Raw genomic sequence first — 16446 nt, 5'->3', positions numbered from 1 at the left:
ATCGGACAGACCAAATGATAAAGCAGCAAACTTTTGTTATGACTCTTGTGAATATGATCACTCATAAACAAAAATACTTATTTTATCACCCAACCCGATGAAAACTCTTTGTTTTCAAACTTTCAGCTGTGACCGCCGAAGCAGAGCTTCGGGGTATTTTTTGAATAAATAACATCGCTTCTGATTAACTTATCCTGGTTAACCAAAAGATTATTGCCTATTCCGGCACTTAAAAGCTGCTGATCTTTAAATAATTTCAGTAAGTTTTCTTTTAAGTTGGTCGCCAGCGAAAGACTTAAAAAATCTTTAGTAACGCCAACCTTCTCCTTGATATAACTATCAATTAGGCAATCAAATATTTTTTCCAATAGAATAGGTCTAACTTCAAAAAGCAGAATGCCTTAAGCCCATAAGGTAGTCTTTAATAACGACTATATTTTTCAAACTGTTATCTTTAACTCAAAATTCTCAATCTCATGACTGCACAGATTTTTCCGGCGCAATATTCTACCCTTTCTTCAACTGCCTTACAGGCTCACCTGATTAATATCTATCAATTGCCTGCTGATACCACCTGCAAACTGCTGATTAGAAATGTAAGCGATACCTATCTTTTAGAAAACACTGAAAGCAAGTATATCTTTAAAATCTATCGCAATGCACACCGTAAGCTCGATGAAATCAAGGCCGAAGTTTCATTATTGAATGCACTAAAAGCAGCGGGGCATTCGGTATCTTATCCAATAACAGACCAGAATAACCATCAGATTCAACATTTTAATGCAATGGAAGGCTTAAGAAATGGTGTATTGTTTACCTATGCACCAGGTAAAGTCATTCATGACCTCAATGAAATACAACTGCAAACATTGGGTTTTGATGTCGCAAAAATGCACATCACTATGTCATCAGTAACCCTGGACGATTCTAGGCCGGTGTTTAATTTTCAAACGACACTACTGGACCCGTTGGATACGCTTAAACCTCATTTAAAAGAAATGCCTGAGGAATTTCAATACCTTGAGGAAATCTCCAGCCGGGTGATACAAAAATTTGAGTCATTTGATACCCAATCATTCTCAACAGGCTATTGCCATTATGATTTATTACCGAAAAATTTCCATTTTGATGAGGAAGGAAAAATCACCTTCTTTGATTTCGACTTTGCTGGCCATGGTTATCTGATTAACGATTTGATGTCGTTTTTGAATCACTTCTTTTTTCATCAGCTAAATAAAGTCATTACCAAAGAACAGGCAGCAGCAGACTTCAATATCTTTCTAAATGCTTACCAAACATTTAGGAAACTAACTCCAGATGAAATTGAAGCCATCCCCTATCTTGGCATCTGCTTCCATCTATTTTTCCTTAAGTTTTATTATGATCATTTTGATGACTTTTCAAATCCTTTTCTGACGCCCAAATTTACAAAGCACCGAATTGATTTAATACGCAGATGGGAAACCATGTATTGTAACTTTTAGCTAACGGAAAGAAAATTTAAGGCAACATGCTTATCTTGTATTAAACCTAAAAATACGTCAGATGGATCAGAAAATAATCACGCTTTACGATGAATACACCCATAGTGGTCTAAGCCGGAAAGATTTTATGAAGAAACTGGCTTTATTAGCAGGTGGAACAGCCATGGCCATGACCATTTTACCTTTACTGGAGAATAATTACGCTGCTGCTGCCTTTACGAGTGATGAAATTATGGTAGAAAATGTTAATTATGCAGGAGTAGAGGGAAATATGAATGCGGTTTTGGCAAAACCTAAAACAGACAGAAAACTAGGCTGTGTATTGGTTATCCATGAAAACAGGGGCTTAAATCCACACATTATTGATGTAACCAAAAGAGTTGCAGCCGAAGGCTTTATTGCTTTAGGTATTGATGCCCTTTCGCCTTTAGGTGGCACGCCAACGGATGAAGACAAAGGCCGTGAGTTGATCGGGAAACTAGATCCGGAAAAGAACCTGCAAAACTACTTAAGAGGGCTTGAATATCTCCGCAATAGAAAAGATGCCAATGGCAAAGTGGGGTGTATTGGTTTTTGCTGGGGTGGTGGAATGGCAAATAAACTGGCTGTGAACGATCCAAAATTACAAGCTGCCGTAGCCTACTACGGTGCACAAGCCAATGCTTCCGATGTACCTAAAATCAAAGCAAGTTTAATGTTGCATTATGGTGGCTTGGATGAACGGATTAATGCAGGTATTCCAGCTTATGAAAAAGCCTTAAAAGAAAACAATAAGGATTATAAAATCTATATCTACGATGGTGTGAATCATGCTTTTAATAACAATACTTCACCAACCAGGTATAATGAAGCAGCAGCTAAGTTGGCTTGGGGCAGAACAATTGATTTGTTTAAACATAAGTTGGCTATATTAACGAGATGATAAGCCAACCAGTGATGAGTCCTTCAAGTAGTATCGTCATTGCGAGGTACGAAGCAATCTACTTTGCGAAATCTATGAGGGAGATTGCTTCAGCAAATGAAGAATTTGCTTCGCATCCGATAGCTATCGGATGACGATCTTTTTGAGGGGAAACCTCAACCCACTCGTCATGCTGACCTGTAGCGCAGCGGAAAGCTACGGAGTAAATTTAGTTCAGCACCTTTCTAAAAAGATCCTGAAACAAGTTCAGGAGGACGAATCTTCGAGAGGACTCTTCAACCAAACCTAAAACAACTCCGTTTTTAACATGGCCTTTAAGATATTCGATTGCACATCGAAATTGTTGAGGTGATTTAAGAAATTGATATCTGAAATTTTCAAGTAACTATCTTCCAGCAATGCATTGATCTCTGCCGGAATCGCTACCTTCAATACGGCCGCATTACTTTTAAGTTTATCATTTTTATATTCCAGTTCCTGAATGATACGTTCCTTCTCTGATAAGTTATTATCTTTCTCTATCCCGTTTAGAAGAGCCAAATCACAAAATAAAAAGAGGTTTCTACCAGGGAAAAATAAGAAATATCTTTCAGTATCTAAAAAGCGATATACTTCGATCACCAATTCACCAGATTTTAAACCGAATGAAAAAGCCGTACGAAAATCATGCTTGCACAATAAGCCCATCAACTTTTTCTCAATAATGGCATTGATGTTGGAGTACACTTGCTTCGCACTCAAATCAATCAATTGGGAAAACTGATCAGGCGTTACATCAAAATAAAAATCATTGGCATATTTTGAGCTGAATACATTTATGTTTTTCGAAAAAGGAAAATCAGTACTGAGATCAGATAAAACAGCGAATAATCGCCTTAACGACTGATTAATTTTTAAGGATTGCTTTTGCTGATCAAGACGGTAGTTTTCCTGATTAACCACCGAACCAGAAATTCTACTGATGAGTTCTTCATTAAGATCAATTTCATCATAAATCAGACTCACATTTTTTTCATTGCTTTTTTTTATTTTTCGCAACAGTGCAATCACACTTTCCGTAAACTGAACATGGAAAAGATCAAGTTTATCAATTTCAAGTTCTTCATTATTGGCAAATAACTGGTGAATAACCTGGCTCCGTAAATAAATTTTATAAATAATCTCTTCATCAAAAAACACCGAAAGCAACTGTAAACGGTTGATTTCGGTGCTCGATTTTTTTAAAATATTTAAACGGTAATCATCCATGCTTTAATTTAACTCACCCTCGTAACGTTCTTTTTCAGCTCTGCTTCTAAAGTCTTCAACTCTCCATCAAGCGCTCTTCTGCTTTGTGCACCCGCTTCATGAATTTGTTTTACCTCATTCAGGGTACTGATTAAGGATGCTGTGGTTATTTTTAAGGTTTCCAAAGATACCACAGTTTTTTCATTCTCTTTAGCCACATCGATACTGTTTTGTTTCAGCATTTCTGCATTCTTCTGTAGAATGGTATTGGTGGTATCAGAAACTTTCTTCTGCATTTCTACATTGGCTTTTTGCCTTTGTAGTGCCACAGCGAGGGTTAACTGGTTTTTCCAAACCGGAATAGTGGTAGAAACAATAGACTGTGCTTTTTCTGCAATGGAAGTATTGTTGTTCTGCACCACACGAATTTGAGCCAGCGATTGTAGCATGATGAAACGCACAATCTTCATGTCGGCCAGTCTCTTATCCAAACGGCTGATAAAATCCCTTAAATCGGCAATTTCATAATCCTGGTAATCTGCTGGCCTGCCTTCCATTTCAGCGAGTTTTAAAGATAACTCATTGTACTTTAACTGTCCGGCAATAATCAGTTCTTCCATTTGGTGGATATAACCCACATTGCTATCAAACATGGTTTGGAGGGAACTGTTATCCTTAATAGAGTTTAATCGGCCCGCCTTGATTTTGTTGGTGATCTTATCGATGTTATTCACCACCACATCATACTTTTGAAATAGTTTTTTAACATCTACCACCAATGATTTTAAGAAAGGAATCTTCGAAATAAAACTTTTAAAGCCACTTTGCTCTAGTTCAGAAACATCGATATAATTCAGTTCGGTAAGCAGTTCGTTAATTAAGCCCCCAACTTCTCCACTATTATAGGTTCTTACAGATGATAAAAAATCATTACTGTATTTCTCCATAGAGTTTTGGGCATCACTTCCATAATTTAAAATAGAATTGACATCGGATGGCTCCAGCGACTTGCCAAGTGCTGCATATTTTTCTGTTTCCTGAGGTGTTATTCTCTCCAGATCTACATTTCCATCTTTATCCAGTTTTACTGGTGTTAAATCCTGAGTAACGTTAGGGTTGGTTTCCATAGTTTTATATTTGTTAAGCCAGGCTTATAAATAATTTTGAGTCACCGTTTTCACCGTATCTTCCAGTTTTTTGTCTTTTGTTGGTTCGCCAATGGCATTGAATTTCCATTCGTTATTTTTCTTGTAGAAAACACCCATTACCATGGATACATGGCCAGCAAAGTTTGAGCCGTTGGCAATATCGTATTTCGCAAAAACTTCAGTTACCTGCTTGGTTGTTCCTTCGTAAATCCGGATGGAAGCAAAAGGAATGGTTCCGAAATCATGACCTCTAAAGCTATTTAATACAAATGCCACATAAGCAACATTGGCATCTAACTGAGAAAAATCCAGTGTGATAATTTCATTATCCAGTCCATCATCTCCGCCCATATCACCAGTTAAATCATCACCACTGTGCTTTACAGATCCATTTTTTGATTTTAGGTTACCAAAATAGACCACTTCCAACAGTTGCTTGTTTTCATTATACAGGGCGCAGCTGGCATCTAAATCCACCGCTTCCTTTGATGATCCGAAACCAAATAGACCTTTCTTTTCAATTGCACCCCAGTTAATGCCTACACAAACATTTTGTAATTTACTTCCGTTGCTTTTTTCGAGGCTAATGCGTTGTCCTTTTTGAAGATTGATTGCCATAATTTTATTGATATTTGTTTAAATAATCCTGTAAACCGCCTTTCATACCCATTCCTACGGCTTCAAATTTCCACTTGCCTTCACGTTTGTAAATTCTTCCGAATTCTACAGCCGTTTCAATAGAGAAATCTTCTTCCAGTTCATATTTTAAAATGACTTCATTGGTAACCGCATCAAAAATACGTACAAATGAGTTTCTCACCTGACCAAAGTTTTGTCTCCTGTTTTCAGCATCATGGATGGTTACTACCACACAAACTTCGCTAACCCTTGGGTCTATTTTGGTTAAGTCAACTTTAATCTGCTCATCATCACCATCGCCATCTCCGGTTAAATTATCGCCTGTATGTTCTACTGCGCCATCTGGTGAAACGAGATTATTATAAAAAACAAAATTCTCGTCAGAGATTAATTTCTTCTGATCGCTTAAAATAAAAATTGAAGCATCTAAATCGAAGGCAGAGCCTGTAGATGAATTGTTGGTATCCCAACCTAAACCTATTGTAAATTTTGGTGCATCGATATTTTCTCTTTGCCCCTTTTGCAAGTTGATAGCCATGTTATATTAATTTATAAGTATTGTCTTTGATGTAACTTTTAATAAGTTGTAAATTATCTGTATAAGCCTCCATTAAATGGTAGCTGTTGCCTAATGCTAAATCATAAAGCTGATGAATAAAATCATGATCCATCCGTTCTAAAAATATCGAAAAGCTATTGTGTTCCGTATTCAGAATATATTTAACAATTCTGGTATTGAAACAAAAATAACCGTTATTGATAATTTTTTCCAGATCGAAGATGGATTTAACCTGATGGTAATTTAAAACATTCTCTATGTTTGGATGGATCTGATGATTAATCAGTTCAGCGAAATAAAGCATATGAATTTCATTGTTTAAGCCATATGCTTTTGCCATTTTGATAATCATTCGTTCATGACTTCCAGTAATTTTGATATCATCTAAAAACAATAAGGTTTTCCCCTCTAAAAAGTCTTTATCGATATGAAAGGAATCATTTCCTATTAAATTCATCCGTTCTTCTGCACTCAACTCACCATAATCTTCTTTGTAGGTAATGGTGCGGTGTACTTTAGCTTCCTGTACGGTAAGCCCTCCGTTTTCAACCAGCCAGCGGTTCAACTGCGAAACAAAATAATTTTTCATGGCAAAAGTTGCCGTTGGGATAAAACTATATGGACTTGAAATAACGACTATCTGATCGGCAATCCGATTTTCTACCAAATAGTATTTAATAAAGCCATCTGCCAGTGCCTTGCCAAAAGAACGGGCAACTAAATCATCACCAAATTTAAAACGACTGTAATCATTCGGATCAAAGCCAAAATCGGCTGTATTATCAATTTTATGGAGTGAATAGGTATATGGAATCATGAGAGTAGATTAGAGATAGATAAATTATTAGAGTGGATCAGCATACTGCTAATGCCCATCATTTGTGCGCCACGAATATCTGCAATTGGGTTATCACCAACATGAATAATTTCATTTAAAGATAATTGCTGATGTTGTTGCCGATCAATGGTGTTGATCATCAGTTGAAAAAAGCCACTGTTGGGTTTAGACATTCTTACTTCATCAGAATACAATTGAAAATCTATAAATTCATCAATTCCCAAATGGTTGATCACTTTTCTGAGGGTATACCCTTTTATAAAACCAGTATTGCTTAAAATATTGGTGGAAGTTTCACCACTACTTTTTATTGCAGACAGTACATTGAGGCAATTGCTGCAATAAATTAAAGGCATGTGGTTAAGCAGCAACACTTCCATTTTCTGGTATAAATCTTCGAGATCGAGATCATGAAAGTTAAAGTCATAATCATTGATCAGGCTGATGACCATCAGGTACATTTCATCAGCATCGACATTTTTACCCGTCTTTTCGTTCATGGCATTAACCATTAAATCTACCTGCCTAAAAATGACACCAACCTCTTGAATACTCTTATTTTTAGAATTAAAATTCTCATAAAAATAGCGTGTTCTTTCTACCTTAAAGGCAGGGTTTGATTTAATTAAGGTTAACCAGAGATCAAAAGAGTAATGTTTATAAGTGCTCATTCCCTGTATATTTTCTTTAGCTATAAATTATAAGCCTTAATATTACTCATTTAACGTAGCTTTTAAGATTATCATATGTAAGAATTTAATAGACATTTAAGCACAAATATTTTATGATTGCTCTAAAACATCCTCTGCTTTATCTACAACTTCCAGGTCATTCTTTGTTTTTTTAGGAAAGTTAAACAAGAGTGAGGTTATTACAGGTATAATAAAAATTGCTACGGTAAAGATGGAAACAAACAAATCTGTTTTCTCGCCTTCTATGGTATGAGAAATGGGTGATTGTGGATTGAAATGTGTAAATAGTGAAGAGGTTAACTTGATACCCAGAACACCGATAACGATAAAAGCTACTGTTTCTAAAAAGGTAAATTTTTCCATCAGTTTTACAAAAGCCTGCGCTACGAAACGCATAGCTAAAATACCTACAAATACGCCAATATAAATCAGGTAAATATTATCAGTGAAAGCTACTGCTGCGAAAACGTTATCAATAGAGAAAGCAAGATCCATTACTTCTACAAGTGCCACTGTGGCCCAAAAAGTACCAACCAAACCCACTGTAGATTTATAAATCCAGCTTTTGCTTTTATCTACTTCTTCTTCCTCTTCGTTCTTTTTGGCATTCTTTTTCCAGAAATAATCAAAAGCAAGGTAAATTAAATAGAGCCCACCGAGTGGTTTTAGCCACCATATCTTTACCAACCAGGCTGCAAGAAATAAACAAATACCACGAAAAACATAAGCGCCAATAATACCGTATTTTAAGGCTTTATCACGTTGGTCTTTCGGAAGATCCATCACCATTGTAGCCAAAACAGCGGCATTATCAACAGATAAAAGGCTTTCAATTACAATTAAGTTTAAAATAATAAGCAAAGAAGCCTGAATGTCATCACCTAAAACAGTGTGCAAAAAATCCATAGAACGCTAGTATATAATTAAGTATTTAGTTAACAAAGAAAACAAAATATTCTGATTTCAGTATATTTCATTAATTAAATTCATGACCATTTAGATAGGACTTAGCAATAACTGTTACGCTTTTGGATAAATTTATTTCCCAGTGATCAATTCGAAAATACTTCCTTTTTCTCCGGTCAGGATAATGCGTTTTCCTTTCACAGCTTTTTGTACAGCATTAAAGCTTTGATCAGAAATATGCTTCCAGTTTTGACCACTGTCAGTAGAGATATCTGTCCCGGAAGTACCTGTAGCCAATAATATCTGCTTAGTTAGGTAGGTTACAGCCGATCGGAAGCCTGCAACTGGTGTTACTGGCTTTTCCCAGGTTTTGCCACCATCATTGGTGAGTAATACATTGTTATCATTGGCTTTATCTTTTACATAGTTTCCTCCGACTACAATTCCATTTTTGGCATCGTAAAAATCGATTGAAAAAGGTCCGGTTGTGCTTTCCCCCTGCCAAATGGGGCATTTGAAAATGTGCCAGTTTTCCCCGTAATCATTAGAAAAATAAATATTAGATACTGTTCCACCGCTGGCAATCCACACTTTACCATTTGGTAAAGTTTTAATGGTGGTTCCACTTGCCGCAAATCCAGCCTCGCCCTCCGCTAGAGATTGCTTCAAATATGAGGATATATCTTTCCAGGTTTTACCAGCATCTGTTGTTTTTAATAACTGCATTTTGCCCCGAATCGGATCTCCAAAAATGATTCCTTTATCTTTGTCCCAGAAACCTAATCCATCTAGAAAAATGGCTGAATCGATATTTTTATAATGCTCAGTCCAGGTGGCACCACCATCATCCGTTTTAAGCACGTAAGCGGGAGATCCGGCATTTACAATAATGGCATGCTCACTGTCGAAGCCTTCTATATCTCTAAAATCAAGCTTTTCATATCCTTTTGGCTTAATCCACTGCCAGGTTAGGCCACCGTCTTCTGTTTTTCCTACAGAACCATTGCTCCCACTGACCCATATCACCTGATCAGAAACTACACTTAAACCCCGTAAACTGGTTTTGGTATTTTCATTTAAAGGCTTCAAACTGAACGACTGCGCAGTGCAAAAAAAAGGTGCCATTAAAAGGCACCATATTAATCTTTTCATTTTATCTATTTAACCCGCTTAAAAGTTTCAGATCTACCTAAAAGGGATATTCCAACATAGCCCCTTACATTTAATACATCATTACCTTTCATGGTCATGTTACAGCTATAGGTTTTACCACTTTTAGGATCATAAATAGTTCCATCTGTCCATTTGCCATCATCATAAACAAAATCCTTTAACAATTCCAGATTTAATAAAGGTCTTTTCTGCATGGTAGCATTTGGATTTTTAACATCCAGTTTTGGTTTTCCATTAATATTAGGTTCTTTAATCCAGGCTAATTTGCCGAAATATTTATCGCCTTTTTTATAGATCTCGATTTGTCCTTCTCCGGATGGATTAAGCCATTTACCAACGATTGCATCTTTATTCTGTGCAAACACTGAAAACGACATGGCTACAAATAGCAGCATTAATAAGGGAAACTTTCTCATATTTTTTATTTATAGTTAGTTTTTAAAGATAGTGAATTGACTTTTGTATCCAAATAATAAATAAAAAGAAATAGTGTATGCACCTTAAATTTATTTAGATATAATAGGCAGATATTTTTGCCTATAGGCATAGAAAAGAAACACATTAAAAATAAGCATAACCGCTACCATGGGCAATTCTTTAGGACCTAAGAAAGCATGATAGAGAAAAATGTTTAAGGTAACCGGAAAAATGAGCAAAGCACCTAATGGTGCAGTCCGCCCGATGAGCAGCAAAATTCCTGAAATAAGCTCCGTACCTTTAATTAATGGCATGAGATAAACTGATGCTGTAACTCCGGTCATAAAGGTCGTTTGAGCGGCAGTCATGGCTGGCATTTCTCCAGGCATAATTTTTAAGAAGTAAGGAACCGATGCAAAGAGATACATAGCCGCTAATAATAAACGAATAACAATGGTTGCAATTTTCATAATGAACTGATTTTTATTGTTTTATAAAACCTTAAATTATAAAAATTCACGGAGAATTTTATGATCTGCCTTTATTTTTTCTGTTCATCATCATTAACCATCCATTGAATACCATATTGATCGGTTAACATGCTGAAAAGCGTACCCCATAACATTTTTTCTAAAGGCAGGGTAATCACTACTCCAGCAGATAAGTTTTGAAAAATCTGACTGGCTTCATCTTCACGCTCAGCATCTATCGAAATCGAAATACCTGTACCATAGGTAGCCGGAGACATGGGTGGCATCACATCTGTTCCCATTAAGATATTGCCACCAAGTTTAGGGCAATGTGCATGATGTTTTCCTGATCACTTGGTTTTATTCCTTCACAGCCCGGCGCATCTTTAAATCGCTGAACAGCCAAAAATTCACCTCCGAAAACGGATTTCTAAAAATTAAACGCTTTTAGGGTATTGCCGTTAAAGTTTAAATAGGGATTAATTGTAGCCATTATTTTTACATTTAGACTTTCGGCAATTCATAAAGATTTGTTTTTATTATTTGGCTAAATGAAGCTCAAAAAAAATAAATAAATATTTTTCAACACTATTGACTTATTTCATTTTTATTTCTATGTTTAATAAACAATTCACGAAAACTTAATGTTAAAATAACCTAACCAAAACATCCTAGATCATGAGCACATTCCTTTTAATCACAGCAGCCTTCTACATTGGATCATTCGCCATCATGTTATATTGCTATTTTTCTGCAGAACAGATTCCAAGCGATGATGAAAAATTCTAAGTAAAATTATTGAACCACTTAAATTAGCGCTCTCGCAATCATTCTAATTTCGGCCTGCAATTTAATTAGTATCCTTTTAAAGGATATTGGCGCTAAATTATTTTATTTTTTCTCTATCCACTCTATGATCGTAGAAGCTGATCCGGTGTACCAAATGATAAGCAAAAGAATGGAAAGAATTAATAAAATCCACAAAATTGGCCATCCTTCAAATTTTCTCTTTGAACTCGGCGTATAGGATTCGTTAAAAGTCTTATGATTGGATTCTACCCTATCGGATTTTTTTACTGGTTCCGGATGAGATAAATTACCCATAAAATTATATTTGGTTAACGCTACAAAATTATACTATTAACCTTGTAATTAAAAGAATTTACATAAAAAAAGTTTCGATTTTTTTCGCATTAGTTAAACTACAACCAAAACGAAAGAAAAACCAACACCATTTCTTCCTATGATCAATAATCTATAATGCTTAAGGTTTATCTCTTATCTAAAATACACTATATAAAAAGCGGCCTTCGAAAAAATTCGAAGGCCGCTTAAAAATATACTAAAATCTACAATAGGCTTTAGTTCCATCCCCCTCCAAGGGCATGATAAATATTAACTACTGCATTTAGCTGTTGCTTTTTAGTTTCAATTAACTCCAATTTTGATTGTAGGGCATCACGTTGCGTCATCAAAACTTCAAAATAATCTGCACGGGCCGATCTAAATAAAGCATTGGAAATGTCTATAGATTCAGTAAGTGCTTTTACTTGCTGATTTTTTAAGTCATAGCTTTTTTGCAGGTTATTAATATTAGACATTTGATTGGCTACTTCTATATAACCATTTAAAATGGTCTTCTCGTAATCAAAAACCGCTTGTAACTGTTTAGCGTTTGCGGTAAGATATTCAGCTTTAATCGCATTTTTATTAATCAACGGTCCGGCTAAATCTCCTGCTAAAGAATAGATTAAAGATTCTGGTGTCCTTAGTAAATAGCTTGGGTTAAAAGCCTGATAGCCTAATGTTGCAGAAATGCTTAGGGAAGGATAGAATTGCGCTTTCGCCACTTTCACATCTAACTTTGCTGCCGCTAGTTCAAGTTCTGCCTGTTTAATATCAGGTCGGTTAGCCAATAACTGCGATGGAATACCAGATTGTACCGTTGCAGGAACCAGATCTGTAAAACTCTTTCCATCCCTGATAATTGGTTGTGGGTATCGGCCTAATAAAAAATTGATTTTATTTTCTGTCTCCGTTATATTTTGCTGAATATCAAATTGCATGCTTTTAGAGCTTAAAACCTCAGCCTGAAATTTCCTTACAGCAAGTTCAGTAACTCTGGTAGCCTCTTTCTGAATCTTCATGAGTTCCAACGCATCGCTTTGAATTTTGATGTTTTGTTTTACAATATCCAACTGGTTATCTAAGGCCAGCAATTCATAATAAGAATTGGCTACCTCAGCCACCAGGTTAGTGACCACAAAGTTTTTCCCCGCAATGGTGGATAGATAATGATTCACTGCCGATTGCTTCGCATTCCGCAATTTGTGCCAAATATCTGCTTCCCAGTTAGCCTGAAGGCCAAATTTATAATCTGGCAATACATCAGGAACGCCTTTGCCAGGGGTAATCTCTGTTGAAGCATCACCCGCACCATCACTGGTATAACGACCTACTTTTTCTAGTCCGGCGCCAACACCATAACCTACTGTTGGTAAAAGATCACCTTTTTTGGCTTTTATATCATTTCTGGCAATTTCAATATCTTGTAAAGTGATATTTAATTCCTGATTGTTTTTTAAAGCCGTATCAATCAGGCTTACCAGGTTAGGATCTGTAAAAAATGTTTTCCACTGGATGCTTGCACTGTTCACGGTATCTTTTGAGTCACTAAAACCCTCAGGTACGTTTTTATTTTCAGCACGTTGCGCAACCTCTGGTAATTTACAGGCAGTATAAGCTGTACATAGCACAGCTAAACCAAGGCTTTTATAAATGCTATTTTTAAACATTGTCTTCAATTTCTTCAGTTAACGGATGTCCTTCTTCAATAGTGGTGAGCTTACGTTTAGTTGCTATTGTACCAAATACGTAAAACAAACCCGGGATAATTAACACACCTAAAACGGTACCGAATATCATCCCTCCGGCGGCAGCCGTACCAATTGTTCTGTTACCAATTCTTCCTGGTCCGGTAGCTATAGTGAGCGGAATTAAACCTGCAACGAAAGCAAAGGATGTCATTAAAATTGGTCTGAACCTAATGGCTGCACCTTCCATAGCGGCTTTAATAATCGTTACACCCTGACTATGCCGGTGCATGGCAAACTCCACAATTAATACGGCATTCTTCCCGAGCAGCCCAATCAGCATGACCATGGCGACCTGTGCATAGATGTTATTTTCTAATCCAAACAGTTTTATGAATAAAAATGCACCAAAAATACCGGTAGGAAGTGATAAGATAACGGCCAGTGGCAAAATGAAGCTTTCATACTGCGCTGCCAATACCAGATATACGAAACCTAAACAGATTAAAAAGATATAAATGGCTTCGTTACCACGAGACACCTCATCTTTTGAAATACCTGCCCAATCTATAGCATAACCACGTGGCAAGGTTTTTTGTGCCACTTCTTTAATGGCTTCAATAGCCTGGCCAGAGCTGTAACCCGGTGCTGCCTGACCACTGATCTCTGCGGCATTGTGCATGTTATGTCTGGTAATTTCTGATGGACCGTATACTTTTTTCATTGTCATAAAGGCTGAAAAAGGCACCATTTCATCTTTATCATTTTTAACATAAAGCTTTAATACATCTTCAGGTAAGGCCCTGTATTGCGGAGAAGCCTGAACAACCACTTTATAAGGACGGTCATACTTAATGAAACTGGTTTCATAATCACTACCTACGTAAGTAGATAAGGTACTCATGGCATTATCAATACTTACGCCTTTTTGCTGCGCCAGATCATTATCAATGTTCAGCATATATTGTGGGAAACTTGCACTAAAGAATGTAAATACGGAAGAAAGTTCTTTCCGCTTATTTAATTCCTTTACAAAATCATTACCTACCGTTTCCAGTTTTTTGTAATCGCCACTTCCGGCCATATCCTGAAGACGACACTCGAAACCGCCTGCGGCTCCGTATCCTGGTACTGCTGGTGGTTGGAAAAATTCAACTGTAGCACCAGGAATATCTTTGGCCTTTTCTTCGAGCTCTTTAATTACATCTGTTGCAGAGTTTTTACGTTCGCTCCAATCTTTAAGGTTAATTAAACATGTACCAGTATTTGATCCTGTACCTTCTGATAAAACCTCATAACCAGCTAATGATGAAACAGACTTAACGCCTTCCACATCTTCAGACATTTTTTGCAATTTTTCTGCAGCCTGATTGGTACGCTCCAAGGTTGAACCTGGAGGCATTTGAAGAATGGCATAAACCATCCCCTGATCTTCATTCGGAATAAAGCCTGATGGCACACTATTGCTAATGAAATATATACCGACACAAAATACAGCTAATGTACCAAAAGTAAATAAGCGTCTGCCTACTACTTTGCTCAATATATTTTCATATCGGCCAGTTAGTTTGTAAAAGGCATTGTTAAAGCCATCCAATAATTTATCAACAACGGTTTTCTTTTTAGCAACACCATGATTATTTTTTAACATCATGGCACATAATGCTGGTGTTAAAGTTAATGCTACCACACCTGATAAAATAATTGCTGTAGCCATGGTGATGGAGAACTGGCGGTAAAAAATACCTACCGGCCCAGACATAAAAGTCACCGGAATAAATACCGCAGCCATTAAAAACGTAATGGCAATAATAGCTCCGCTGATTTCTTTCATGGCCATTTGTGTGGCCTTCAAAACAGATAACTTCGGATCATGCTCTAGCTTGGCATGTACGGCTTCAATTACCACAATCGCATCATCCACAACCACACCAATAGCCATTACTAAGGCAAAAAGGGTAATCAGGTTTAGAGTAATGCCAAAGAACTGCATAAATACGAACGTACCAATTAACGATACCGGAACTGCAATCGCCGGAATTAGCGTTGATCTCCAGTCGCCCAGGAACAAGAATACCACTAAACCCACCAGAATGAAAGCTTCTACCAATGTGTGAACTACCTTCTCAATAGATGCATCCAAAAATTTAGAAACATCATAACTGATTTCATAATCCAAACCTTTAGGAAAAGATGTGGCTTTAATTTCAGCCATTTTGGCTTTAACATCTTTAATTACCTGTGTGGCATTACTTCCGTAGGATTGTTTTAATACAATAGCTGCTGAAGATTTTCCATTTAAGGTAGAATAAAGGTTATAGAATGAAGAACTGAAACTGATATCAGCAACATCCTTTAAACGCAACATTTCACCATTGGCATTGGCCCGTAAAATGATATTTCCATATTGCTCAGGTGTCGTAAAACGACCTGAATATTTCAATGTATACTCAAAAGCTTCAGAACGCTGACCTGAACTTTCACCTGTTTTACCTGGCGAAGCTTCTAAACTTTGCTTGCCTAAAGCATCCATTACTTCATCAGGAGAGATTTTATAAGTCTGCATCCTGTCTGGCTTCAACCAGATCCGCATGGCATAATCCCTGTCTCCAAGAATATCTGCAAATCCTACTCCATCTACCCTTTTCAATTCTGAAAGTAAATTGATATCCGCAAAATTGTATAGGAAGTTCTGATTCATTTTCGGGTCTTTACTATACAAGTTAATATACATCAACATGTTAGGCTCTTCCCTACTAATTTTTACCCCTTCACGAATAACCAATGGAGGGAGCTTGTTGTTCACTGCAGCCACACGGTTTTGCACGTTTAATGAGGCTTGATTAGGATCTGTCCCGAGGTTAAAAACCACCTGAACACTGGCTTCACCATCATTACCAGCATTTGAAGCAATATATTTCATTCCTGGTACACCATTTAAGGCACGCTCTAATGGAATGATAACTGATTTAACTAATAACTCGTTGTTTGCACCCGGATACTCAGCCGTGATGTTTACTTTAGGTGGAGATATCGTTGGAAATTGGGTTACGGGCAGACCTGTGATGGCCAAAACACCCAGAAACACAATAACTAGCGATATTACGATAGAGAGGACTGGCCTCTGTATAAATTTACCGAACATAATATTAAGATTA

16 protein-coding genes are annotated in these 16446 nt (G+C 36.8%); 2 read left to right on the top strand and 14 right to left on the bottom strand.

The features are described from left to right. Nucleotides 1-122: 122 nt before the first annotated feature. Nucleotides 123-368 carry a hypothetical protein gene (locus AN34_RS07570; protein WP_029283892.1) on the bottom strand — a complete coding sequence of 82 codons (246 nt, stop codon included), beginning with the start codon at nucleotides 366-368 and terminating at the stop codon, nucleotides 123-125. A gap of 108 nt (nucleotides 369-476) precedes the next feature. Between AN34_RS07570 and AN34_RS07565 the strand changes: the two genes are divergently transcribed. Continuing rightward, nucleotides 477-1484 (top strand): phosphotransferase enzyme family protein, encoded by a 1008-nt coding sequence (locus tag AN34_RS07565; RefSeq protein ID WP_029283890.1) that lies wholly within the window; start codon nucleotides 477-479, stop codon nucleotides 1482-1484. Nucleotides 1485-1545: 61 nt separating this feature from the next. Continuing rightward, nucleotides 1546-2406: a dienelactone hydrolase family protein gene (locus AN34_RS07560; protein ID WP_029283888.1), complete on the top strand. Its 861-nt coding sequence runs from the start codon at nucleotides 1546-1548 to the stop codon at nucleotides 2404-2406. Nucleotides 2407-2691: 285 nt separating this feature from the next. Here the strand turns inward: AN34_RS07560 and AN34_RS07555 are convergent, their stop codons facing one another. The 13 genes from AN34_RS07555 to AN34_RS07490 all read right to left on the bottom strand — a co-directional run bounded on the left by AN34_RS07555 (nucleotide 2692) and on the right by AN34_RS07490 (nucleotide 16433). After that, nucleotides 2692-3654, bottom strand: coding sequence for a hypothetical protein (locus AN34_RS07555; protein ID WP_029283887.1), 963 nt, complete (start codon nucleotides 3652-3654; stop codon nucleotides 2692-2694). An 8-nt stretch (nucleotides 3655-3662) separates the two neighbouring features. Beyond that, the gene (locus AN34_RS07550; RefSeq protein WP_029283885.1) at nucleotides 3663-4760 is read right to left on the bottom strand and encodes a toxic anion resistance protein; all 1098 of its coding nucleotides are present in this window, start codon (nucleotides 4758-4760) and stop codon (nucleotides 3663-3665) included. A 24-nt stretch (nucleotides 4761-4784) separates the two neighbouring features. Then, the gene (locus AN34_RS07545; RefSeq protein WP_029283882.1) at nucleotides 4785-5399 is read right to left on the bottom strand and encodes a TerD family protein; all 615 of its coding nucleotides are present in this window, start codon (nucleotides 5397-5399) and stop codon (nucleotides 4785-4787) included. Nucleotides 5400-5403: 4 nt separating this feature from the next. After that, a complete protein-coding gene (locus AN34_RS07540; RefSeq protein WP_029283880.1) occupies nucleotides 5404-5958 on the bottom strand; it encodes a TerD family protein in 555 nt (184 codons plus the stop codon). Between the two features lies 1 nt (nucleotide 5959). Beyond that, entirely contained in the window at nucleotides 5960-6796 is an 837-nt protein-coding gene (locus AN34_RS07535; RefSeq protein WP_029283878.1) for a phosphoribosyltransferase family protein, read from the bottom strand. After that, entirely contained in the window at nucleotides 6793-7488 is a 696-nt protein-coding gene (locus tag AN34_RS07530) for an HAD family hydrolase (protein ID WP_029283876.1), read from the bottom strand. Before AN34_RS07530 ends, AN34_RS07535 begins: the two co-directional genes overlap by 4 nt. A gap of 111 nt (nucleotides 7489-7599) precedes the next feature. Then, the gene (locus AN34_RS07525) at nucleotides 7600-8415 is read right to left on the bottom strand and encodes a TerC family protein (RefSeq protein ID WP_029283874.1); all 816 of its coding nucleotides are present in this window, start codon (nucleotides 8413-8415) and stop codon (nucleotides 7600-7602) included. 132 nt (nucleotides 8416-8547) lie between these two features. Beyond that, nucleotides 8548-9567, bottom strand: coding sequence for a YCF48-related protein (locus tag AN34_RS07520; RefSeq protein WP_029283872.1), 1020 nt, complete (start codon nucleotides 9565-9567; stop codon nucleotides 8548-8550). A 5-nt stretch (nucleotides 9568-9572) separates the two neighbouring features. After that, entirely contained in the window at nucleotides 9573-10004 is a 432-nt protein-coding gene (locus AN34_RS07515; RefSeq protein WP_029283870.1) for a DUF2147 domain-containing protein, read from the bottom strand. Between the two features lie 90 nt (nucleotides 10005-10094). Further along, nucleotides 10095-10475 carry a DoxX family membrane protein gene (locus AN34_RS07510; protein WP_029283868.1) on the bottom strand — a complete coding sequence of 127 codons (381 nt, stop codon included), beginning with the start codon at nucleotides 10473-10475 and terminating at the stop codon, nucleotides 10095-10097. 71 nt (nucleotides 10476-10546) lie between these two features. After that, nucleotides 10547-10777 (bottom strand): hypothetical protein, encoded by a 231-nt coding sequence (locus AN34_RS21885; protein WP_231625501.1) that lies wholly within the window; start codon nucleotides 10775-10777, stop codon nucleotides 10547-10549. Nucleotides 10778-11836: 1059 nt separating this feature from the next. Then, nucleotides 11837-13270 carry a TolC family protein gene (locus AN34_RS07495; protein WP_029283866.1) on the bottom strand — a complete coding sequence of 478 codons (1434 nt, stop codon included), beginning with the start codon at nucleotides 13268-13270 and terminating at the stop codon, nucleotides 11837-11839. Further along, nucleotides 13263-16433 (bottom strand): efflux RND transporter permease subunit, encoded by a 3171-nt coding sequence (locus tag AN34_RS07490; protein WP_029283865.1) that lies wholly within the window; start codon nucleotides 16431-16433, stop codon nucleotides 13263-13265. Before AN34_RS07490 ends, AN34_RS07495 begins: the two co-directional genes overlap by 8 nt. Nucleotides 16434-16446 lie beyond the last annotated feature (13 nt).

Source organism: Pedobacter sp. R20-19 (assembly GCF_000708265.2).
Taxonomy (GTDB): domain Bacteria; phylum Bacteroidota; class Bacteroidia; order Sphingobacteriales; family Sphingobacteriaceae; genus Pedobacter.
The sequence above is the reverse complement of the archived record's forward strand: the minus strand, read 5'-3'. Positions and strand labels throughout refer to the sequence as shown.

What these genes read in the sequence shown, in the direction of transcription:
- AN34_RS21885 (WP_231625501.1), bottom strand. Translation starts at nt 10,777, where the DNA reads ATGGGAACAGATGTGATGCCACCCATGTCTCCGGCTACCTATGGTACA.
- AN34_RS07510 (WP_029283868.1), bottom strand. Translation starts at nt 10,475, where the DNA reads ATGAAAATTGCAACCATTGTTATTCGTTTATTATTAGCGGCTATGTAT.
- AN34_RS07560 (WP_029283888.1), top strand. Translation starts at nt 1,546, where the DNA reads ATGGATCAGAAAATAATCACGCTTTACGATGAATACACCCATAGTGGT.
- AN34_RS07565 (WP_029283890.1), top strand. Translation starts at nt 477, where the DNA reads ATGACTGCACAGATTTTTCCGGCGCAATATTCTACCCTTTCTTCAACT.
- AN34_RS07490 (WP_029283865.1), bottom strand. Translation starts at nt 16,433, where the DNA reads ATGTTCGGTAAATTTATACAGAGGCCAGTCCTCTCTATCGTAATATCG.
- AN34_RS07495 (WP_029283866.1), bottom strand. Translation starts at nt 13,270, where the DNA reads ATGTTTAAAAATAGCATTTATAAAAGCCTTGGTTTAGCTGTGCTATGT.
- AN34_RS07520 (WP_029283872.1), bottom strand. Translation starts at nt 9,567, where the DNA reads ATGAAAAGATTAATATGGTGCCTTTTAATGGCACCTTTTTTTTGCACT.
- AN34_RS07545 (WP_029283882.1), bottom strand. Translation starts at nt 5,399, where the DNA reads ATGGCAATCAATCTTCAAAAAGGACAACGCATTAGCCTCGAAAAAAGC.
- AN34_RS07550 (WP_029283885.1), bottom strand. Translation starts at nt 4,760, where the DNA reads ATGGAAACCAACCCTAACGTTACTCAGGATTTAACACCAGTAAAACTG.
- AN34_RS07515 (WP_029283870.1), bottom strand. Translation starts at nt 10,004, where the DNA reads ATGAGAAAGTTTCCCTTATTAATGCTGCTATTTGTAGCCATGTCGTTT.
- AN34_RS07555 (WP_029283887.1), bottom strand. Translation starts at nt 3,654, where the DNA reads ATGGATGATTACCGTTTAAATATTTTAAAAAAATCGAGCACCGAAATC.
- AN34_RS07525 (WP_029283874.1), bottom strand. Translation starts at nt 8,415, where the DNA reads ATGGATTTTTTGCACACTGTTTTAGGTGATGACATTCAGGCTTCTTTG.
- AN34_RS07540 (WP_029283880.1), bottom strand. Translation starts at nt 5,958, where the DNA reads ATGGCTATCAACTTGCAAAAGGGGCAAAGAGAAAATATCGATGCACCA.
- AN34_RS07530 (WP_029283876.1), bottom strand. Translation starts at nt 7,488, where the DNA reads ATGAGCACTTATAAACATTACTCTTTTGATCTCTGGTTAACCTTAATT.
- AN34_RS07535 (WP_029283878.1), bottom strand. Translation starts at nt 6,796, where the DNA reads ATGATTCCATATACCTATTCACTCCATAAAATTGATAATACAGCCGAT.